We start from the raw sequence: 17,208 nt of genomic DNA, 5'->3' as shown, positions 1-17,208 counted from the left end.
ATCGAGGAGATTAGTTATGCCGGCAGGCAATCGCGCAATCACGTTCCGGGAACCACGCAAGATGACTCTCGAGGACCACGGATACCCGAAGCTCGAGGATCCGAAGGGCAGGAAGATCGAGCACGCCGTCATCCTCAAGATCGTCACGACGAACATCTGCGGCAGCGATCTGCATATCTACAACGGCCGCTTCGCCGCGCCGTCGGGAATGCAGATGGGCCATGAGAACACCGGCGAGGTGGTCGAGGTCGGCTCCCATGTCGAGCGCGTCAAAGTGGGCGACATCTGCTCCGTGCCCTTCAACGTGGCTTGCGGCACATGCCGCAACTGCCGGGAACGCCACACGGAAGTGTGCCTCAACGCCAACGAGGAGCTCGGTTTCTGCGGCGCCTACGGGTTCAATCTCGGCGGCTGGCAGGGCGGCCAGGCCGAATATATGCTCGTGCCATGGGCTGACTTCCAGTTGCTTATATTCCCCGACAGGGAACAGGCGATGGAGAAGATCAGGGACCTGACCCTGCTCTCCGATATCCTGCCCACCGGCTATCATGGCTGTGTCGAGGCGCGGGTGGGAACCGGCTCCACCGTCTACATCGCCGGCGCCGGGCCGGTCGGTCGCTGCGCCGCGGCGAGCGCGCAGCTTCTCGGCGCATCCTGCATCATCGTCGGCGACCATAACGAGGCGAGGCGCGCGCTGGTGAAGAATGCCGGCTACGAGGTGGTCGATCCATCCAGCGCCACGCCTGTCGCCGACCAGATCGAAACGATCCTCGGCACGGGCTCTCGCTGGGTCGATGCGGGCGTGGATTGCGTCGGCCTCGAGTGCCACGGTCACGGGCCCGACGGCAGTTCCAAGAATGTGGAGGAAGCCGTCATCAACACGTTGCTGGAAGTGGTCAGGCCGGCCGGGGCCATGGGCATCCCCGGCGTCTACACCAACCTGGATCCGGGCGCTCCCACCGAACTCAACAAGCAAGGCTTGATGGCCCTGGCCTTCCCCTCCGCCTGGGTGAAATCTCCGTCGCTCACGGCCGGCCAATGCCCGGTCATGCGCTATAACCGCGATCTGATGATGGCCATCCTGTGGGACCGGATGCCCTACCTGACGCCGCTTCTGAACACCGAGGTCATCCCGCTGGAGCGGGCGGTCGACGCATATGAGATCTTCCTGGACGGATCGCCCAAGAAGTTCGTTATCGATCCGCACGACATGACCAAGCTCATGTCGGCTCGGGACGAGAGCGAGTCGGCGCCGTCCGCCGCGCCGAGGATGGAAGTGGCTTGAGCGTCGGCCCTAAGGGCCTCGCCGACGTCGGACGCTGACGGCCGCTTCCCACACCCCCGCGATCTAGCCGGCTGTTGGCGGCTAGATCGCGGGGAATGCCTCAGAGGCATCGAGATTCGCGGTCCGTCGATGCTCTCCGACAGTGGCGTCCGGCCGCGCCTTCACTCGGCGGCGAGTTCGGCGAGCACGGCGAGGCGAATGGCGTCGGCGAGATGCGTGCCGAGGCGATGAAGCATTCGGGCCCGGTGAATTTCGACGGTCCGCACGCTGATGCCCAGCCGGTGCGCGATCTGCTTGTGCGGCTCGCCCGCGACGAGGCCGTTGAGCACCTCCCGCTCGCGAGTGGAGAGGCCCTCAATCTTGCGCGCCGCCTGGACGGCCCTGCGGTATGTTCCGGGAGACCCCTCCTGGCGACGTTCGAGCGCGGCGAACAATCCGCGTGACAGTTCAGACTGGAGAAGGTCGAGTCGTTCGCCGGCCCGCTCACGCGCTTTGGCTTCGGCTTCGAGCGTCGCGGTTGCTTCGTCGAGCGCGCCGTCGCGCATCTCGATGACCAGCTCGAGACCCCGCTCGACCACCTTTCGATCCGTGATGTCGAGCGCCACCCCGAGGAACGATGCCGGCTCTCCATTCTCGAACCGGGTCTCGCCGCACGTGGCGACCCAGCGTTCGATCCCGTCCGCGCCGAGCACGCGATACTCGACATCGTACAAGCCGTCGCCCGCGGGGTCGTAGGCTCGCTCGACAGCCGCCTCGACCCGGTCGCGGTCCTCGGAGTGAATGCCGTCGAGCCAGACCTGGAACGTGACTTCCGCGCGGTCGGACAAACCCCACATCTTCCGGACCCTGTCGTCCCAGGTCATTCGGCTTTCGCCGTCTTCGATCTGGATCGCGTAAAGCCCAAGACCTGCGAGCTCGACGGCTGACTTCAGCCTCTCCTGGCTTTGCCGCGCCGACTGGTGCGCGCTGGTCGTCTGATAAGCAGCGGCGGCGAACCGCGCGAGGCTGGTGAGGACCCGCCGATCCTCGGCATCGAACTCGCGCGACGGATCGTGGCTGATCGCCCACACCGTGCCGATCGGCGCGCCATTGCGATGAAACGGCGCGAGCATTATCTCCTCGATGTCGGGCGTCGCCTGTCCTGTCGCCGGGAACTGCGCGAGCACGTCGCGGAAGATCAGCACCTCGTCATGCTCGACGACTTTGCCGCACGGGCTCGCTGAGCGGGGCATGCTTCCATTGACGAACGGCGCCCACGCGCCGGCGACCGCCGGCCAGACGAACTCGTCCGTCTCCTCGCGCAACAGACTGACCCCCGCCGAATCCGCTCTGCAAGTCTGGAGGATCAGCTCGCACAACAGGTCGAGCACAGTGTCGGGCCGCTGCGCCATTTCGTCGGCCAGCGCGAGGAGGGCCGCGTTCTCGCGCACCGGATCGCTGGGCCGTGGCGGACGTGACGAGAGCCGCTGCCGCGTCAGGAGAACAGGATCTAGCGCAGACTCGGGTTGCATTTCATGCCCACGCGCACTTTGCCCCCGCGCCAATTTAGGATCCGCAAGTCTCAGCCGCCGCCCTGAGAGCAAACGTGCCGACGATGGGGCCTGATAACATGAACGGCTGATCTCAGCGCCCGCCAAGATACTGATGCATGTTTCGACGAGGCGGGGCGGCGCTGCGAGACGATCCCCGCCTACCTCCGCCCGCGCGAGCGGCCGCGGGTCATCGGGTCCGGCTTCCTCGGGGGCGTCCAGCCCGGCGGCGGGGTCATGCGCTGCTGGCTGGTGCCGAGGCCCATCCGGCCCGGCTGCTGGCGCTCGAGCCCCGTCGGGTCGATCTCCGCCGCCGCCGGCTCCCCGCTCTGGCCGCGAAGCAGGCTGATCTGGTCGCGAAGCCTGCCCGCCTCCTCGAAATCCATCGCTGCGGCGGCTTCCTCCATGCGAAGGCGGAGCTCTTCGATGCGGCTGGTCATGGACGAAGAACGCGCGGCCACCCATTTGGCTCAGCCGCGCTCGCCGCTTTGCCTCCCCCGCGCCCGCCTGCTAGGGGCGCGCGAACCTGACCCAGAAAATCGCGAAATGACCGACCTTTCCAAGATCCGTAACTTCTCCATCATCGCCCATATCGACCATGGCAAGTCGACGCTGGCCGACCGGCTCATCCAGGTCACCGGCGGCCTCACCGCGCGCGAGATGACCCACGGCCAGGTGCTCGACAATATGGAGATCGAGCAGGAGCGCGGAATCACCATCAAGGCGCAGACCGTCCGCCTCGAATGGAAGGGCCACGTCCTCAACCTGATGGACACGCCCGGCCACGTCGACTTCGCCTATGAGGTGTCGCGCTCGCTCGCCGCCTGCGAGGGCGCGCTGCTCGTCGTCGATGCGGCCCAGGGCGTCGAGGCGCAGACCCTGGCCAACGTCTACCAGTCGATCGAGCACGACCATGAGATCGTGCCGGTGATCAACAAGATCGACCTGCCCTCCGCCGAGCCCGAGAAGGTCCGGAACGAGATCGAGGAGATCATCGGCCTCGACGCGTCCAACGCGGTCCTCGCCTCGGCCAAGAGCGGCATCGGCATCGAGGAGGTCCTCGACGCGGTCGTCGAGCGGATTCCCCCGCCCAAGGGCGACCGCGACGCGCCGCTCAAGGCGATGCTCGTCGACAGCTGGTACGACCCCTATCTCGGAGTCGTCATCCTCATCCGGGTGATGGACGGCACCGTCCGCAAGGGTCAGCAGGTCAAGTTCATGGCCGCCGGCACCACCCACCTCGTCGACCGCGTCGGCTGCTTCCGCCCCAAGATCGAGCAGCTGCCCGAGCTCGGCCCCGGCGAGATCGGCTTCATCACCGCGCAGATCAAGGAAGTCGCCCAGGCCCGCGTCGGCGACACGTTGACCGACGCCAAGAAGCCCACCGCCGAGCCGCTGCCGGGCTTCAAGGAAGTCCAGCCGGTCGTGTTCTGCGGCCTCTTCCCCGTCGACGCCGCCGACTTCGAGAAGCTCCGCGAGAGCATCTCCAAGCTGCGCCTCAACGACGCCAGCTTCTCGTTCGAGATGGAGACCTCCGCCGCGCTCGGCTTCGGCTTCCGCTGCGGCTTCCTCGGCCTCCTCCACCTCGAGATCATCCAGGAGCGGCTGACCCGCGAATATGATCTCGATCTCATCACCACCGCTCCGAGCGTGGTCTACAAGGTCCACCTCACCAAGGCCGCCGGCGAGGCCGAGGGGCGGGTGATCGAGCTTCACAACCCCGCCGACATGCCCGATCCGAACCGCATCGCGCTGATCGAGGAGCCGTGGATCGAGGCGACCATCTACGTGCCCGACGAATATCTCGGGCCGATCCTCAAGCTGTGCCAGGACCGCCGCGGCATCCAGAAGAACCTCACTTATGTCGGCGGCCGCGCCCAGCTCACCTACGAGCTTCCGCTGAACGAGGTGGTGTTCGACTTCTACGACCGGCTGAAGTCGATCAGCCGCGGCTATGCGAGCTTCGACTATCACCAGATCGGCCACCGCGAGGGCGACCTCGTCAAGATGAGCATCCTGGTCAACGAGGAGCTGGTCGACGCACTCTCGATGATCGTCCACCGCGGCACCGCCGAGACCCGCGGCCGCGGCATGTGCGAGCGGCTGAAGGAGCTGATCCCGCGCCACATGTTCAAGATCCCGATCCAGGCGGCGATCGGCGGCAAGGTCATCGCCCGCGAGACCATCTCGGCGCTGCGCAAGGACGTCACCGCGAAATGCTACGGCGGCGACGCCACCCGCAAGCGCAAGCTCCTCGAGAAGCAGAAGAAGGGCAAGGCCCGAATGCGCGAATATGGCAACGTGAGCATCCCGCAGGAGGCGTTTATTGCTGCGCTGCGGATGGGGGAAGAGTGAGCCGCACAGCGGTAGCGAAGCCGGCGCCCAGCGCCGCCTGAGCAGCCGCGAGAGACGGCGAACTCCGGCCGGCGGGGCGGCTGGCCCGTCGCCAGCCGAACCCGTCCGACGTCACGGCGCGGCTTTGCCGCGGCGCTCTTGTTGAGCCCGTGACCTAGCGGCGGATTTCCGCCACACCTCTCGGATGCTCGCCCTCCTAGCCCTCCTCCAAACCACCGCCGCCGCGCCGGACCTCCCCGGAGTCACCCTCCACCCGCTCTACCGCGCCCCCTTCGCCTGCATCGAGCATCCCGCCGGCCAGGCGACCTTCCTCGGCGACGCGCTCGGCACCGACTGCATGGTGACGGGAGGGCAGGAACCCGGCGGCCCGGGCTTCACCAGCTTCTACCGCAGCGACGGCCGCGCCAACGCGGACTGGTACGGCTGGGGCGCCGAAGTACTCGCGCCGTTCGACGGAGTCGTCGAGCGCGTCGTCGCCAACCCTGTGGTCAACACCCCTGGCAATGTCGGCCGCCCGCCGGCCGCGATGATCCTGTTCCGCCGCGCCGACGGCACCAAAATCCTCTACGCCCACGTCGCCGACGTCACCGTCGCGGCAGGAGACCGGGTGCGCGCCGGCCAGCCCGTCGCCAGGGTCGGCAACAACGGCATCTCGAGGCTCCCCCACATCCACGTCGGCGCCTACCGCGGCGCGACGGCCCTCCAGGTGCGGTGGGATTTGAGGGTGATGGGGCGGGTGCGGGACAGTAGGCACTAGTAGTGAGGGGTCGCACCACAACGGTCCATCCATGAAATCTGACCCTTTGCACGACGCCGTGGGTCCGAGTAACGACTGGGATTGTGAGAACGTTGTGCCTCAACCTGGCCCGCCTGTAGATCGGACACAATGGCTAAAGTTGGATTAGAGACATTAAAGCGCGCTGCGGAAACTAAGATTCCGTTTGTCGCCGTTTTGGGCCAAGCCGCCGGTTGGGGAGAGAATCGCGACCCTCTCCTGAACCGGGCGCTTGTCCTAGCCATCGACAACGCGTGGCCAGCGCATCACTTCGACTCGATGTTGGATGAGGCCGCGATTGAAATTGGCATAAAGGGGTTGGATATTGCGGTTTATCGAAACAAACGTCTGGAAAGGTGGCAAGACTTAGTTGCTTGCTTTCATTCCCCCGAAGAAGCCCGGGAGGGCCTGCGTCGCGCAATTCGCGCTGAATTGGTGATGGTTTTTGGAAGCGCTTAGTCCCAGGCGCTCTGAAGAAAAACTTAGACGGAAGAAGACGCGAGCCCATCTGCCTCGGACGCGGCGGTTCGGGGCGATGCAGACCGTCACGGAAGTAAATTCCGCGACGTCAGTACTGTCCCACTGTCGGGCGCAGGCTGGCCGGCCTTCGCGCTCTCTCGCGCTGCTCCGGCGGCCGCTCGCGGCCGGCGTCGCTGCGCTCGGGCGCGCCGCCCTTGCAAAATAGGATTTCGTCTGATCTACCGGAGCCATGGAACATAAGCGGAACGTGTGCCGTCCCGCTTTGGGCCGCCGACTGGCCGGCGACGGCGCTCCGCGGCCGCGGGACCCCCCGCGTTTCCATGCGACAGTCGTGACAGTCGTGACATTCGGCCTGCCCCGCACTCGATCCCGGGCGACGTTCGGCCCGCGGTGCCGGACCGGCTCCTCATGCGCGTTGGTGTGACCTTTGTGCGACCTTTCGACTCCGGGGGCGCGGTCGCGCGATAGGGTTCGGTCCCGCTCTGTATCGCGGCGGGACGGGTGCAACAGGGCGGTTGCCCGAGGCGCGAGTCGAGCGTTTGGGTTCATCAACGGGAGAGGAATGCGATGATCCAGTTCGCGCTCAAGTCGCTGATGAGCCTGGCCGCAGTGATGATCCTCGCCGCACCGGTGACCCTGCCGGCCGAGGGGACCGGCCAGCCGCCGCGCCTCGCTTATGCCGACGTCTCCGGAGTCGAGGCGGTGCCGCCCGGCGAGGTCGCGCAGACGCAGCCGCGGGCCTCGGCGCGTGACACCCGCCCGATCGATGTGCGCAATCTTCGCATCACCCGCGAGCTCGCCGTCCCCAACTGGCTCCGGCCCGGCGAATATGCCTGGGACGCCGAGGCCGCCGCGGCCGCGACCGGCGAGGCGATCATCGTCGTCAACCTGCGCGCCCGCGTCCTGTCGGTCTACAAGAACGGGGTCGAGATCGGCCGCTCGTCGATCCTCTACGGCGCCCCCGACAAGCCGACCCCGACCGGCACCTTCCCGATCCTCGAGAAGCGCCGCGACCACACCTCCAACATCTACAACGCGCCGATGCCGCACATGCAGCGGCTGACCTGGGACGGGGTCGCGCTCCACGGCAGCCCGCGCCTCGCCGACGATTTCGCAACCAACGGCTGCATCGGCCTTCCCCGCGAATTCGCCGCCTTGCTGTTCGAGGTCACCCGGGTCGGCGACCGCGTCGTCGTGTGGAGCGGCCGCGCCGAGAGCTGATGCCGAGGTTCTACTATCCTTAGCCCCTCACTCCGTTCGCCCTGAGCCTGTCGAAGGGCTATCCTTACTTCTCCACCGTGCAGGAGGAAGTGTAGGGCTTCGACAAGCTCAGCCTGAACGGTTTGGGGCGGGCGGGGCTGATTTGTCTAGCGGGATGCCGGATTCGTCGACTCGGGAGTGCTTGAAGGAGGGAATTGCGGCTTGAGTGACCGCATGAGCTTCAAGGCGATCTACACCCTGGCCGGCGCGGCGATCCTCGCGCTCGGCCTCGTCACCGGCGGGCCGCCGAGCCCGTCGCCGGGCGCGATCGCCGTGGCCTCCACGGTCGCGCAGGGCTAGACCCCTCTTCCCTCCCGCCCCCGCTTGCGCAACAAAGGGGAGCGAGCTTTTGTGGCTTTGGGGGGACAAGGCACATGCGGTATGAAGCGGGCGGAGCGTTCGTCGTCGGGCTGATGGTCAGCGCCTGCGCCGTCGTCGGCCCGCTCGCCAACCCGCGCATGACCGACGCGCCTCACGCCGCCTGCGTCGCCATAGGCCAGCCCGCGCCCGCCGCCGACCAATGCTTCACCCTCGCCGAGCAGCTCCCCGACGGCACCCGCCGCGCCTGGCAGGGCGGCGCCCTCGGCCCCGGCCAGGTGCTGCTCGCGGTCCATGGCGGCGGCGAGGCCTGCGCGGGCACCTTCACCCACCTCACCGTCACCGCCGACTCGCCCGGCGCCGGCCGCGCCGAGCTCGCCACCTGGGACGCCCACGTCCGCCCCGGCCACGCCCGCGAGATCCACTGGCGCGAGGGCTTCGCCGGCCGCACCTTCGCCCTCGCCGACATCGGCTCAGCGCTGATGAACCCCGCCGGCGCCCGAATCACCGTCCGCGAAGGGACCCTCGAGCCGAGCCAGCTCTGCTTCAAGAGCTACTGAGCGTTTTTGCAGGTTCAGCTTTGGTGGGCTAGGGACGCGGCACGTTCCGTCCCGGAGGTTTGCCTTGCGTCTGTTCCTCGCCGCGTTCGCCCTCGTCGCCACCGCCTGCACCACCGCCGGAGACAGTCCGCAGACCCGAATGGTCGCGCCGATCCTGACCACTGCGGACGCCCGCGACACCCACAGCTACGCCCGCCCCGAAGTGGCGCGCGTCACCCATGTCGACCTCGACCTCGCGCTCGATTTCGACGCGCAGCGGGTCGAGGGCACTGCCGCGCTCGACATCCTCGCCGCGCCCGGCGCCCAGGAGATCGTCCTCGACAGCAAGGGCCTTGAGATCGCCGGAGTCACCGACGCCAACGGCCGCGCGCTGCCGCTCGTCGTCGGCGCCGAGGACCCGGCCAAGGGCGCCCCGGTCACCATCCGCATGGGCGACGCGCGCCGCATCATCATCCGCTACCGCAGCGGCCCCGGCGCCGCCGCGCTGCAGTGGCTGACTCCGCAGCAGACCGCCGGCGGCCGCCACCCCTATCTCTTGAGCCAGGGCCAGCCGACGCTCAACCGCACCTGGATCCCCACCCAGGACAGCCCCGGCATCCGCCAGACCTGGACCGCGCGCATCACCGCGCCCGAGCCGCTGAAGGTCGTCATGTCCGGCGACCGCCTCACCCCCGACGGCGAGCCCGCCGGCGCCGGCCGCCGTGCCTACCGCTTCGCGATGAACCAGCCGGTCGCGCCCTATCTGATCGCGATCGCCGCCGGCGACATCGCCTTCCGGCCGCTCGGCCCGCGCACCGGCGTGTGGACCGAGCCGGCGATGATGGACCGCGCCGCCGCCGAACTCGCCGACACCGAGCGCATGGTCGAGGCCGCCGAGGCGCTCTACGGCCCCTATCGCTGGGGCCGCTACGACGTGATCGTCCTCCCGCCGTCCTTTCCCTATGGCGGCATGGAGAACCCGACCCTCACCTTCCTCACCCCGACCTTCATCGCCGGCGACAAGAGCCTGGTCGGCCTCGTCGCCCACGAGCTGGCGCACAGCTGGTCCGGCAACCTCGTCACCAACGCGACCTGGGCCGACGGCTGGCTCAACGAGGGCTTCACCTCCTATTTCGAGAACCGCATCATGGAGGCGATCTACGGCCCGCGCCGCGCCAGCCAGGAGGCGGCGCTCAGCTTCGACGACATGATGTCGGCGCTGAACGAGGAGGGGATGACCGGCTCGACCACGCGGCTCAACCTGACTGGAGCCGACGGCACGCCCGAAGGCGGCGCCAGCGGCATCGTCTATGACAAGGGCGCGGTCTTCCTGCGCACGCTCGAGCGGATCGTCGGCCGCGAGCGCTGGGACGCCTATCTCAGGTCCTATTTCGACCGCCACGCCTTCCAGCCGATGACCTCGGCGCGGTTCCTCGCCGACCTGCGCGCCAACCTCGTCCAGGGCGACGCCGCGCTCGAGCAGCGGCTGATGCTCGACCAGTGGGTCTATCAGCCCGGCCTTCCGTCCAACGTCGCTCGGCCCGATCCGGCGGCCTTCGCCGAGGTCGACCAGGCCGTCGCGGCATTCGCGGGCGGCGGCGCGGCGCCGGCGGCGTTCGGGCGCTGGACCACGGCGGAGCGGCTGCGCTTCCTCAACCGCCTGCCGCGCGAGCTCGCGCAGCCGCGCCTCGCAGCGCTCGATAGCGCGCTGGCGCTGAACACGGCCGGCAACAACGAGGTCCTGTTCGCCTGGCTCAACCTCGCGCTCGCCAACCGCTACGAGCCCGCGGTCGCCCCGGCCGAGCGCTTCCTCGCCGCGATGGGCCGCCGCAAGTTCGTGCTTCCGCTGTTCCAGACCCTGTGGGGCGAAGGCGAATGGGGTCGGGCGATCGCGCGCCGCGTTTATACCCAGACCCGGCCGACCTATCACTCCGTGACGACCGGCAGCGTCGACCGCGTTCTCGGAGTCCAGTGATGGCGTTCGGCAAGGTGACACTCGGCGTGACCGCAGCGCTCGCGTTGATCGTGTCCGCCTGCGGCGCGCCGGCCCCGGCCAATGAGGCTGTGACCAACAATATCGCCCTCGCCCCCGAGGACGTGCTCGCGGAATCGAACGCCTCGATCATCGCCGGAGGCAATGGGGCGGTGACGGACGTGAGCCCCCCGGCGGGCAACGAGACCAGTGCCCCGGCGGAAGCCTCGACCACCATCCCGGCGCGTTTCCACGGCCGCTGGGATGCCAGCCGCGAGGCGTGCGGACGGGCGTCGAGCGGGTTGCGCCTGACGGTCGCTGCTTCGAGCCTGCGCTTCTATGAGAGCGTGGGCGAGGTGACCGCAGTGCGCGAGATGGGAAGCTCCGTCGCGGTCGACCTGCGGACCACCGGCGAGGGCGAGACGCGCACCGAGACCCGCACCCTTCGCCTCGGCGGCGACGGCCGTCTCGTGGTTGAGAGCGGCGGCACCTCGGCCACCCGGGTGCGCTGCCCGACCTGAGGCTAGCGCACCCGCTTGACGAACACCCTGCCGTCGGCGCGCTTCTCGGTGAGGAAGTTCGGCAGGGCCGCAACCAGGTCCGCAAGCCGGCTGTAGCCGTAGCTGCGGGCGTCGAACGACGATCGCGCGCTGGCCCTCTGGCCCACTTCGGACAGGCTGGCGAAGCCGCGCTCGTCACGCTTGGATGCCCTGATCGCGTCGCCGAGCAGCTCGACCAGCGCGGCGTCCACGGCCGGCTTCTCGTCAAGCAGCTCATCCTCATTGCGATCGACCAGCGCGCTGACATCGATGAACCGGCTGCACGCCTGCTTGAACGAGTCCGGAGTCTTGGCGGTCCCGAAGCCGTAGACCGGCAGCCCATCCTGGCGGATCCGCATCGCCAGCGGCATGAAATCGCTGTCGCTCGACATGATCCCGAAGCCGTCGACCTGGCCGCGGGCGAGCAGGTCCATCGCGTCGATCGTCATCTTCATGTCGGTCGCGCTCTTGCCCTTGGTCACGTCGAACTGCTGCTGCGGCTCCAGGGCATGGCGGTGGGTCATCTCGGCCCACCCCTTGAGCGCCGGCTTGTTCCAATTGCCGTAGACCCGCCGGATGTTGACGGTGCCGAGCTCGGCCAGGACGGTGAGCACCTGCTCCAGCGTCTGCGGCGAGGCGTTGTCGGCGTCGATGAGCAGGGCGATGTTGGGGGAGTGGCTGCGGTCGACCATGGCATTCCTTGATCATGCTGCTCCCGCGATGGGGCAGCGTCTCTGGTGGACAATAGTCCGGGGATTGAGGCGTTCCTGACGGTCTGTATCGTGAGACGATGAGCGAACCAAAGGAAGAGCGCCGCAGCGCTGGGGGCAAGGGTTGCGGATGCCAGGCGGCGGTCGCCTTCATGATCCTGATCGGACTGCCCGTCCTGTTGATCTCCAGCTTCGGCATGGCGCCCTGCCAGGATGGTCCCTGCAATCCCGACGGCGCGCGCGACTTCCGGACCGTTGCCGCGGTGCTGCTCGTGCTGGCCGTTCTGCTCGGGCTAGGCGTGTGGCAAACGGTCGAGTGGGGAGCGCGGCGTCAGCCCGCGGGCGGCAATCGGGTCCGGCGGCTGCTCGAAATCGGCGGAGTGGCGTTGCTGCTTCTCGCAGGCGCGGGCCTCCTCGCTGTGACCATGCTGTAGCTCCAGGACGACCTGCCTTCAGACTCGACTGATCGTCAGCCGCCGAGGGGATCCGGTACGAACGGCAGCCAGATCGTCGCTCGGTAGCCGTCCGCGACCGGGCCAGTCTCGATGCGCGCGTTCTTGCCGTAGCGCTGGGCGAGGCGCTGGCGGCTGTTGGCGAGGCCGATGCCGGTGCTGGTGCGCGGGCGCGAGCTCTCTTCGCCGTCGGGCGAGGTGTTGAACACGCTGAGCACGACCTGGCTGTCCTCGCGCACCGCCTCGACCGCCAGGTCGGCGGGGCCCTTCAGCGCGGAGACGCCGTGCTTGATCGCATTCTCGACCAGCGGCTGGAGAATGAAATTGGGGACCATGGCCTCCGCGGCCTCCGGAGCGATTTCGATGCTGACGCTGAGCCGCTCGCCGAAGCGCGCCGCCTCGAGGTCGAGATAGGCCTCGATCGTGTCGATCTCCTGGACCAGCGGCACGTCCTCCATCGGGTCCGAGTTGAGCGAGGCGCGCAGGAAGTCCGCGAGGCGCTGGATCATCTCCTCGGCCTCCTCGCGCCGGCCGAGCGTCACCAGGCTGGAGATCGAGTTCAGCGTGTTGAACAGGAAATGCGGATTGAGCTGGAGGCGCAGCGCCGCAGCGACAGCCTTGGCTGCGGCCGCCTCGGCGCTCGCCGCTCGGGCGGTGCTCGCTTCCGCCTGCCCGCTCGCCCGCATCGCCCACAGCAGGGTGAGCGCCAGGCAGAAGGTCCACAAATAGAGGAAGGCGACGCCGAGCAGGCGCTGCAGCGAGAGGTCGAGGGCCCATTCTTGCCAGTCCGGGATGACGTGAAGGGCGAGCCAGCGCAGCAGGTAGACGTCGAACAGGGTCTGCAACGCCGTGGCCGCGGCGATGGCGACCAGGAGCAGCGGCCAGCGCAGAAGCAAGGCGACCGGACGCTCGTTGTTGCGCAGCCAGTTGAGCGTGAGCGTCTGGGCCACGCCGAGCGCGAACATCGGCACCGAGGCGGCCAGCATCAGCCCGGGCGGGGTGCGGCCGATCAGGTAGGCGATGGCGTCGACCAGGATGTAGCCGAATGTCCAGATGACGACGGTCGGGCCGAGCGCGGTGCCTCGGAACCTGGCGGAAAGCTGGTCGATCACGGCCGGTCTCAACGGGGCGCGGGCACGCACGGGACGAGGCGGCCGTCGGGATCATATTGCGGCCAGCGCACCGCTGCGCCGCTGCGCAGCATCTCGCAGCTGATGTCCTGTCCGGACGGGTTGCGGCAGCTCGCGTCGACATTGTTGTAGGAGGGACCGAACGAGGTGCATTCGAGCCGGCCGACGGCAAGTCGGGTCAGCTGCGCCTTGGCTTCGGCGCCGGACGCTTCCGGGCAGAGATTCTCATAGCGGCAGCTATTGTCGGCCTCGCGCGCCTCGATTCCGCGCAGCCGGACCCGCACCTGCTTGCCGGTCGTGTCGGTCTCGGCGCAGTTGATCGGCCCGTCGCCGTCATAGACGCTCTGGACGGTGCAGGGGAAATGGCTTCCCGAAGCGGTGTCGACGGCCGCCGACGAGGTCTGGCCCACCGCGCTGAACAGGATGAAGGCGATGGCGGCGAGGATGATCAGGGCGATGGCGATCGCCCCGCCCGATACTTTCCTCATCCCTTCGGCTGAACCGTGCGCCACCCTTTGCTCCCCCCAGCCTGGCGCGCGGAGAATGGCGCAGAGCGCGCGCCAAGACAATGTTTCCTGTCGAGAAGCCGCCGACCGGCGAAAGTCAGCGGGCGGCGACCCCGGCGTCGGCGGTCTCCGGCTCGCGCGACCATTGGTTGATCCGCTCGCTCACCGTGAGATCCCTAAGCAAGGCATCGACGCTGTGCTGGAGCTCGGGCAGGCGGACGATCTCGTGGCGGGCGCCGCGATAGGCTTCGACGAGCATCACCGCGTCGACGAGGACGTTGAGCAGCATTTCCTCGGGATCGGGGACATCCTCGAGGTTCGCGAGCAGCGCGAGGACCTTGCGCCGCGCTTGCTCGGGTTCCGTCGTGACTTCCTGGCGACTGACCAGCCAACCCATGGCGATACTCCTACTGGGGCATCGCCAGACTACGCCAATAGGGCCGTGGGGTAATCGTCACCCGGCGCGGCGGAGAGTCGCTCTGCCGCAATTACGGGGCTGCAACGGTCGTCCCGGAGCAATCGGCGCTACGCGTTGCCGCTCGTCCGCCGTCGCGCGAGGAGCATCGCGGCGACGACGAAGGCGCCGAACAAGGCGCCTTCGAGACCGGCGGTGACCATCTGGCTGACCGGGCCGAACCCGTTCTCGCCGAGCATCGCGCCGATCTCGTCGAGGCCGACTCGGGAAGCGGGAAGGTTGCGGGCGAGGAGATCAAGGCTACCGCCGAGCAGCCGGCCGCCGGCGACGGGAATGAGGAGACCGCCGACTCCTCCCGCCACCGCCGCCGCCGCAACGCTCCGCCGAAGCGACGGCAGCTCGGCGTGCCGCCCCGCGAGCCAGGCGCCGAGGCCGACCGCTCCGCCGAGCATCGCCCCTTCTGGCGCGCCGGTGATGTCGCCGGGAGACTGGCCCAGCAGCAGGTTGAACGCATCGAGCGCGACCAGCTTAACCGCGGCACCGACGATCATGCCGCCGAGGCCGCCGCCGACGATGGTCCACGGGCCCGGACGATCGGAGACGAAACCCGACGCGGCGATGCCGAAGGCGACCCCGGCGGCGCCGATCAGCGCCACCGCCATGGTCACGCACAGCATGACGAGAAGCACCGAGGCGGCGCCCATTCCGGGCGCGAGCGGCTGCGACGAGCCGGCAAAGCCATAGAAGAGCCCGCCGAAGAAACCGGCGACGACGCCGCCGACCGTGCCGGCGGCGCCGAGCAGGAGGAAACGCTGCCAGCGATGCGCCGCCAGCGCCGCCGGCGCGTCACGCTCGGCGGCGGCCGCCTCGCTGTCGCCATTGTCCCGTTCGACCGGCGCGATGAACCGGTAGCCATGCTTGGGCACCGTCTCGATGAATCGCGGACGGGCGGCGTCGTCGCCGAGCTGTCGCCGGAGCGTTCGAACGCACTGGGTGAGCGCCTCGTCGGTGACCGGGACGCCCCGCCAAACCTCGTCCATGAAGCGGTCCTTGGAGACCAGCTTGCCGGACTCGCTCACCAGCAGGGCGAGCGCGTCGAGGTAGCGCGCGTTGAGCTCGACCGGCGCGCCGTCGCGCCTCAGCTGGCGGTCGACGGGATCGAGGAGGAAGCGGTCGAAGCGAAAGCTGCCCGGCGCCATATTGTCAGCAAGACCTCAGGAGTTGCGCGTACCGCTCGCGGCTACTTAGGCGCGGCGGCGGGGGAATGGCAAACCCGGGCTACGCCGCTGGCACGGCAAGCAAGGCGTCGGCCATCAACGCCGCCGCGCTTTCCGGATCGTGGATCGAGGCGAGGGTGCGCCATGTGGCGAACTGGAGAGCGACGAGCAACAAGGGGCGGGCGCGGTCTGAGAGGCCCTCGCCGAGCACCGCCGCGGCCTGGGCGAAGGTCGGCGCCATGCGCAGCGCGACGATCTCGCGGGTGAGCGCGTGATGCTCGGCGTCGCGCAGCACGCAGGCGGCCTGGCCCTCGTTGCGCCGGTACCAGCCGTAAAGCTCCGCCAGGCCCGCGCTGAGACGATCGCGGCCGGGGCTGAGCACGCGCCATTCCTCCACCGCGGGCAGGGGATCGCGCTCCAGCGCGAGGCCGGAGCAGGCGAGGAACAGGTCGCGCTCGTCGGGGAAGTGGGCATAATAAGTGTGGCGCTGAACGCCGGCGCGCTCGGCGATCTGCGCGACCGTGGTCCGCGCCGGTCCGACCGAGCAATGCAGGTCGACCGCAGCCTCGACGATGCGGCGGCGAGTCTCCTCCTGCTTCAGCGCCCGAGCGCCGAGCCGATAGCTCCGTTTATTCGCTGCACGCGATTGTGCATCGGAAATTGACATGGCCGATATTTAGATGCACATATATGTGCAGTCAATAAGACTCGGTGGCAGGGGCGAGTGGAAGGGAGAGAGGGAATGACCACCCGAGTGGATGAGATCGCCGAGGGCATCTACCGCATCTCGACTTATGTCGCGGAAGTCGCGCCGCCGGCGGGCTTCGTGTTCAACCAGTATCTGCTCCTCGCCGACGAGCCGTTGCTGTTCCACACCGGCCACCGGCGGCTGTTCCCGGCGGTGCGCGAGGCCGTCGCGCGGCTGATGCCGGTCGAGCGATTGCGCTGGATCAGCTTCGGCCATGTCGAGGCGGACGAGTGCGGCGCGATGAACCTGTGGCTCGACGCGGCGCCGCGGGCCGAGGTGGCGCATGGCGCGACCGCCTGCGACGTCAGCCTCAACGACCTCGCCGATCGGCCGCCGCGGCTGCTCGCCGACGGCGAGACAATCGACCTCGGCGGCAAGCGCGTACGCTATATCGACACGCCGCACACGCCGCATGGCTGGGAGGCCGGCCTGCTCATGGAGGAGACGACTGGCACGTTGCTGTGCGGCGACCTGTTCACCCAGGTTGGGACGGTAGAGGCGCTGACCGAGAGCGACATCGTCGGGCCCGCGGCGGCGGCCGAGGACCTGTTCCGCTTCTCGAGCCTTCATCCGGAGATGGCGGCGACGATCCGCCGGCTGGCGCCGCTCGCGCCCACGACGCTGGCGCTGATGCACGGTCCCGCGTTCGCCGGCGATTGCGCGGCCGCGCTGGAGGCGCTGGCCGACGATTATGACCGCCGCACCGCCGACTGGCGCGAGCAGCGCGCGCTGGCCGCCTAGGAGAAGATGGCCAAGCCGCGTTCGAAGCTGCCGCCTCGCGAGGCGATCCTGGCGCTGGCCGACGAGGGCGGCCGCCTCGCGGTGCGCGCCGCGCCCGGTGCGTCGGCGGACGCCATCCTGCTGCCCGAGGCGGGCGGGCCGTTGCGACTGGTCTTGCTGCGCGTGGTGGTCGCCATCTTCGGCCTCCATTGAGACGGGGAGTTTTCGGCGGATCCAACCCGTGGGCGCACGCCAGTG

The 17,208-nt window shown here is 68.6% G+C and carries 20 protein-coding genes; 12 read left to right on the top strand and 8 right to left on the bottom strand.

The annotated features are described in order from the left end of the window. The first annotated feature begins 16 nt into the window (after positions 1-16). Positions 17-1,285 carry a glutathione-independent formaldehyde dehydrogenase gene (locus G7B71_RS05795; RefSeq protein WP_166038811.1) on the top strand — a complete coding sequence of 423 codons (1,269 nt, stop codon included), beginning with the start codon at positions 17-19 and terminating at the stop codon, positions 1,283-1,285. Positions 1,286-1,446: 161 nt separating this feature from the next. Here G7B71_RS05795 and G7B71_RS05790 read toward each other — a convergent pair whose 3' ends face one another. Then, positions 1,447-2,829 (bottom strand): LuxR C-terminal-related transcriptional regulator, encoded by a 1,383-nt coding sequence (locus G7B71_RS05790; protein ID WP_166038809.1) that lies wholly within the window; start codon positions 2,827-2,829, stop codon positions 1,447-1,449. A gap of 146 nt (positions 2,830-2,975) precedes the next feature. Further along, complete coding sequence (locus tag G7B71_RS05785) at positions 2,976-3,254, bottom strand: UvrB/UvrC motif-containing protein (RefSeq protein WP_166038806.1); 279 nt, start codon at positions 3,252-3,254, stop codon at positions 2,976-2,978. Positions 3,255-3,360: 106 nt separating this feature from the next. Here G7B71_RS05785 and lepA point away from each other — a divergent pair, with 106 nt between their 5' ends. From lepA to G7B71_RS05745, 8 genes are all read left to right on the top strand, one after another. Beyond that, positions 3,361-5,169: a translation elongation factor 4 gene (lepA, locus tag G7B71_RS05780; protein WP_166038804.1), complete on the top strand. Its 1,809-nt coding sequence runs from the start codon at positions 3,361-3,363 to the stop codon at positions 5,167-5,169. Positions 5,170-5,353: 184 nt separating this feature from the next. Beyond that, complete coding sequence (locus tag G7B71_RS05775; RefSeq protein ID WP_166038802.1) at positions 5,354-5,926, top strand: M23 family metallopeptidase; 573 nt, start codon at positions 5,354-5,356, stop codon at positions 5,924-5,926. Between the two features lie 129 nt (positions 5,927-6,055). Continuing rightward, the gene (locus G7B71_RS05770; protein ID WP_166038800.1) at positions 6,056-6,403 is read left to right on the top strand and encodes a hypothetical protein; all 348 of its coding nucleotides are present in this window, start codon (positions 6,056-6,058) and stop codon (positions 6,401-6,403) included. A gap of 588 nt (positions 6,404-6,991) precedes the next feature. Beyond that, positions 6,992-7,645, top strand: coding sequence for a L,D-transpeptidase family protein (locus G7B71_RS05765; RefSeq protein ID WP_166038798.1), 654 nt, complete (start codon positions 6,992-6,994; stop codon positions 7,643-7,645). A 201-nt stretch (positions 7,646-7,846) separates the two neighbouring features. Continuing rightward, the gene (locus G7B71_RS05760; RefSeq protein WP_166038796.1) at positions 7,847-7,984 is read left to right on the top strand and encodes a hypothetical protein; all 138 of its coding nucleotides are present in this window, start codon (positions 7,847-7,849) and stop codon (positions 7,982-7,984) included. A 74-nt stretch (positions 7,985-8,058) separates the two neighbouring features. Next, positions 8,059-8,562, top strand: a complete 504-nt coding sequence (locus G7B71_RS05755; protein ID WP_166038794.1) for a hypothetical protein — start codon at positions 8,059-8,061, stop codon at positions 8,560-8,562. Positions 8,563-8,626: 64 nt separating this feature from the next. Beyond that, entirely contained in the window at positions 8,627-10,516 is a 1,890-nt protein-coding gene (locus G7B71_RS05750) for a M1 family metallopeptidase (RefSeq protein WP_243406122.1), read from the top strand. Continuing rightward, positions 10,516-11,034 (top strand): hypothetical protein, encoded by a 519-nt coding sequence (locus tag G7B71_RS05745; RefSeq protein WP_166038793.1) that lies wholly within the window; start codon positions 10,516-10,518, stop codon positions 11,032-11,034. The genes G7B71_RS05750 and G7B71_RS05745 overlap by 1 nt, the downstream gene beginning before the upstream one ends. 2 nt (positions 11,035-11,036) lie before the next feature. On the opposite strand, the gene G7B71_RS05740 is transcribed toward G7B71_RS05745, so the two are convergent. Then, positions 11,037-11,744, bottom strand: coding sequence for an NYN domain-containing protein (locus tag G7B71_RS05740; RefSeq protein ID WP_166038791.1), 708 nt, complete (start codon positions 11,742-11,744; stop codon positions 11,037-11,039). 98 nt (positions 11,745-11,842) lie between these two features. On the opposite strand from G7B71_RS05740, the gene G7B71_RS05735 reads away from it, so the two are divergent. Continuing rightward, positions 11,843-12,196, top strand: a complete 354-nt coding sequence (locus G7B71_RS05735; RefSeq protein WP_166038789.1) for a hypothetical protein — start codon at positions 11,843-11,845, stop codon at positions 12,194-12,196. 35 nt (positions 12,197-12,231) lie between these two features. Here G7B71_RS05735 and G7B71_RS05730 read toward each other — a convergent pair whose 3' ends face one another. The 5 genes from G7B71_RS05730 to G7B71_RS05710 form a co-directional block, all read right to left on the bottom strand. Beyond that, on the bottom strand, positions 12,232-13,326 hold the full coding sequence (locus G7B71_RS05730; protein ID WP_166038787.1) for a histidine kinase: 1,095 nt from the start codon (positions 13,324-13,326) through the stop codon (positions 12,232-12,234). An 8-nt stretch (positions 13,327-13,334) separates the two neighbouring features. After that, entirely contained in the window at positions 13,335-13,832 is a 498-nt protein-coding gene (locus tag G7B71_RS05725) for a thermonuclease family protein (RefSeq protein ID WP_166038785.1), read from the bottom strand. A gap of 115 nt (positions 13,833-13,947) precedes the next feature. Beyond that, on the bottom strand, positions 13,948-14,247 hold the full coding sequence (locus tag G7B71_RS05720; protein WP_166038783.1) for a hypothetical protein: 300 nt from the start codon (positions 14,245-14,247) through the stop codon (positions 13,948-13,950). A 128-nt stretch (positions 14,248-14,375) separates the two neighbouring features. Next, positions 14,376-15,464: a transcriptional regulator gene (locus tag G7B71_RS05715; RefSeq protein ID WP_166038782.1), complete on the bottom strand. Its 1,089-nt coding sequence runs from the start codon at positions 15,462-15,464 to the stop codon at positions 14,376-14,378. A gap of 79 nt (positions 15,465-15,543) precedes the next feature. Continuing rightward, a complete protein-coding gene (locus G7B71_RS05710; RefSeq protein ID WP_166038780.1) occupies positions 15,544-16,149 on the bottom strand; it encodes a TetR/AcrR family transcriptional regulator in 606 nt (201 codons plus the stop codon). Between the two features lie 75 nt (positions 16,150-16,224). Here G7B71_RS05710 and G7B71_RS05705 point away from each other — a divergent pair, with 75 nt between their 5' ends. Further along, entirely contained in the window at positions 16,225-16,971 is a 747-nt protein-coding gene (locus tag G7B71_RS05705; RefSeq protein WP_166038778.1) for an MBL fold metallo-hydrolase, read from the top strand. Between the two features lie 6 nt (positions 16,972-16,977). Further along, entirely contained in the window at positions 16,978-17,163 is a 186-nt protein-coding gene (locus G7B71_RS05700) for a hypothetical protein (RefSeq protein ID WP_166038776.1), read from the top strand. Positions 17,164-17,208 lie beyond the last annotated feature (45 nt).

This window comes from Sphingosinicella sp. YJ22 (genome assembly GCF_011320075.1).
In the GTDB taxonomy this organism is placed as follows: domain Bacteria; phylum Pseudomonadota; class Alphaproteobacteria; order Sphingomonadales; family Sphingomonadaceae; genus Allosphingosinicella.
Note: the sequence above shows the minus strand (reverse complement) of the source record. Positions and strands in the feature narration are given on the sequence as shown.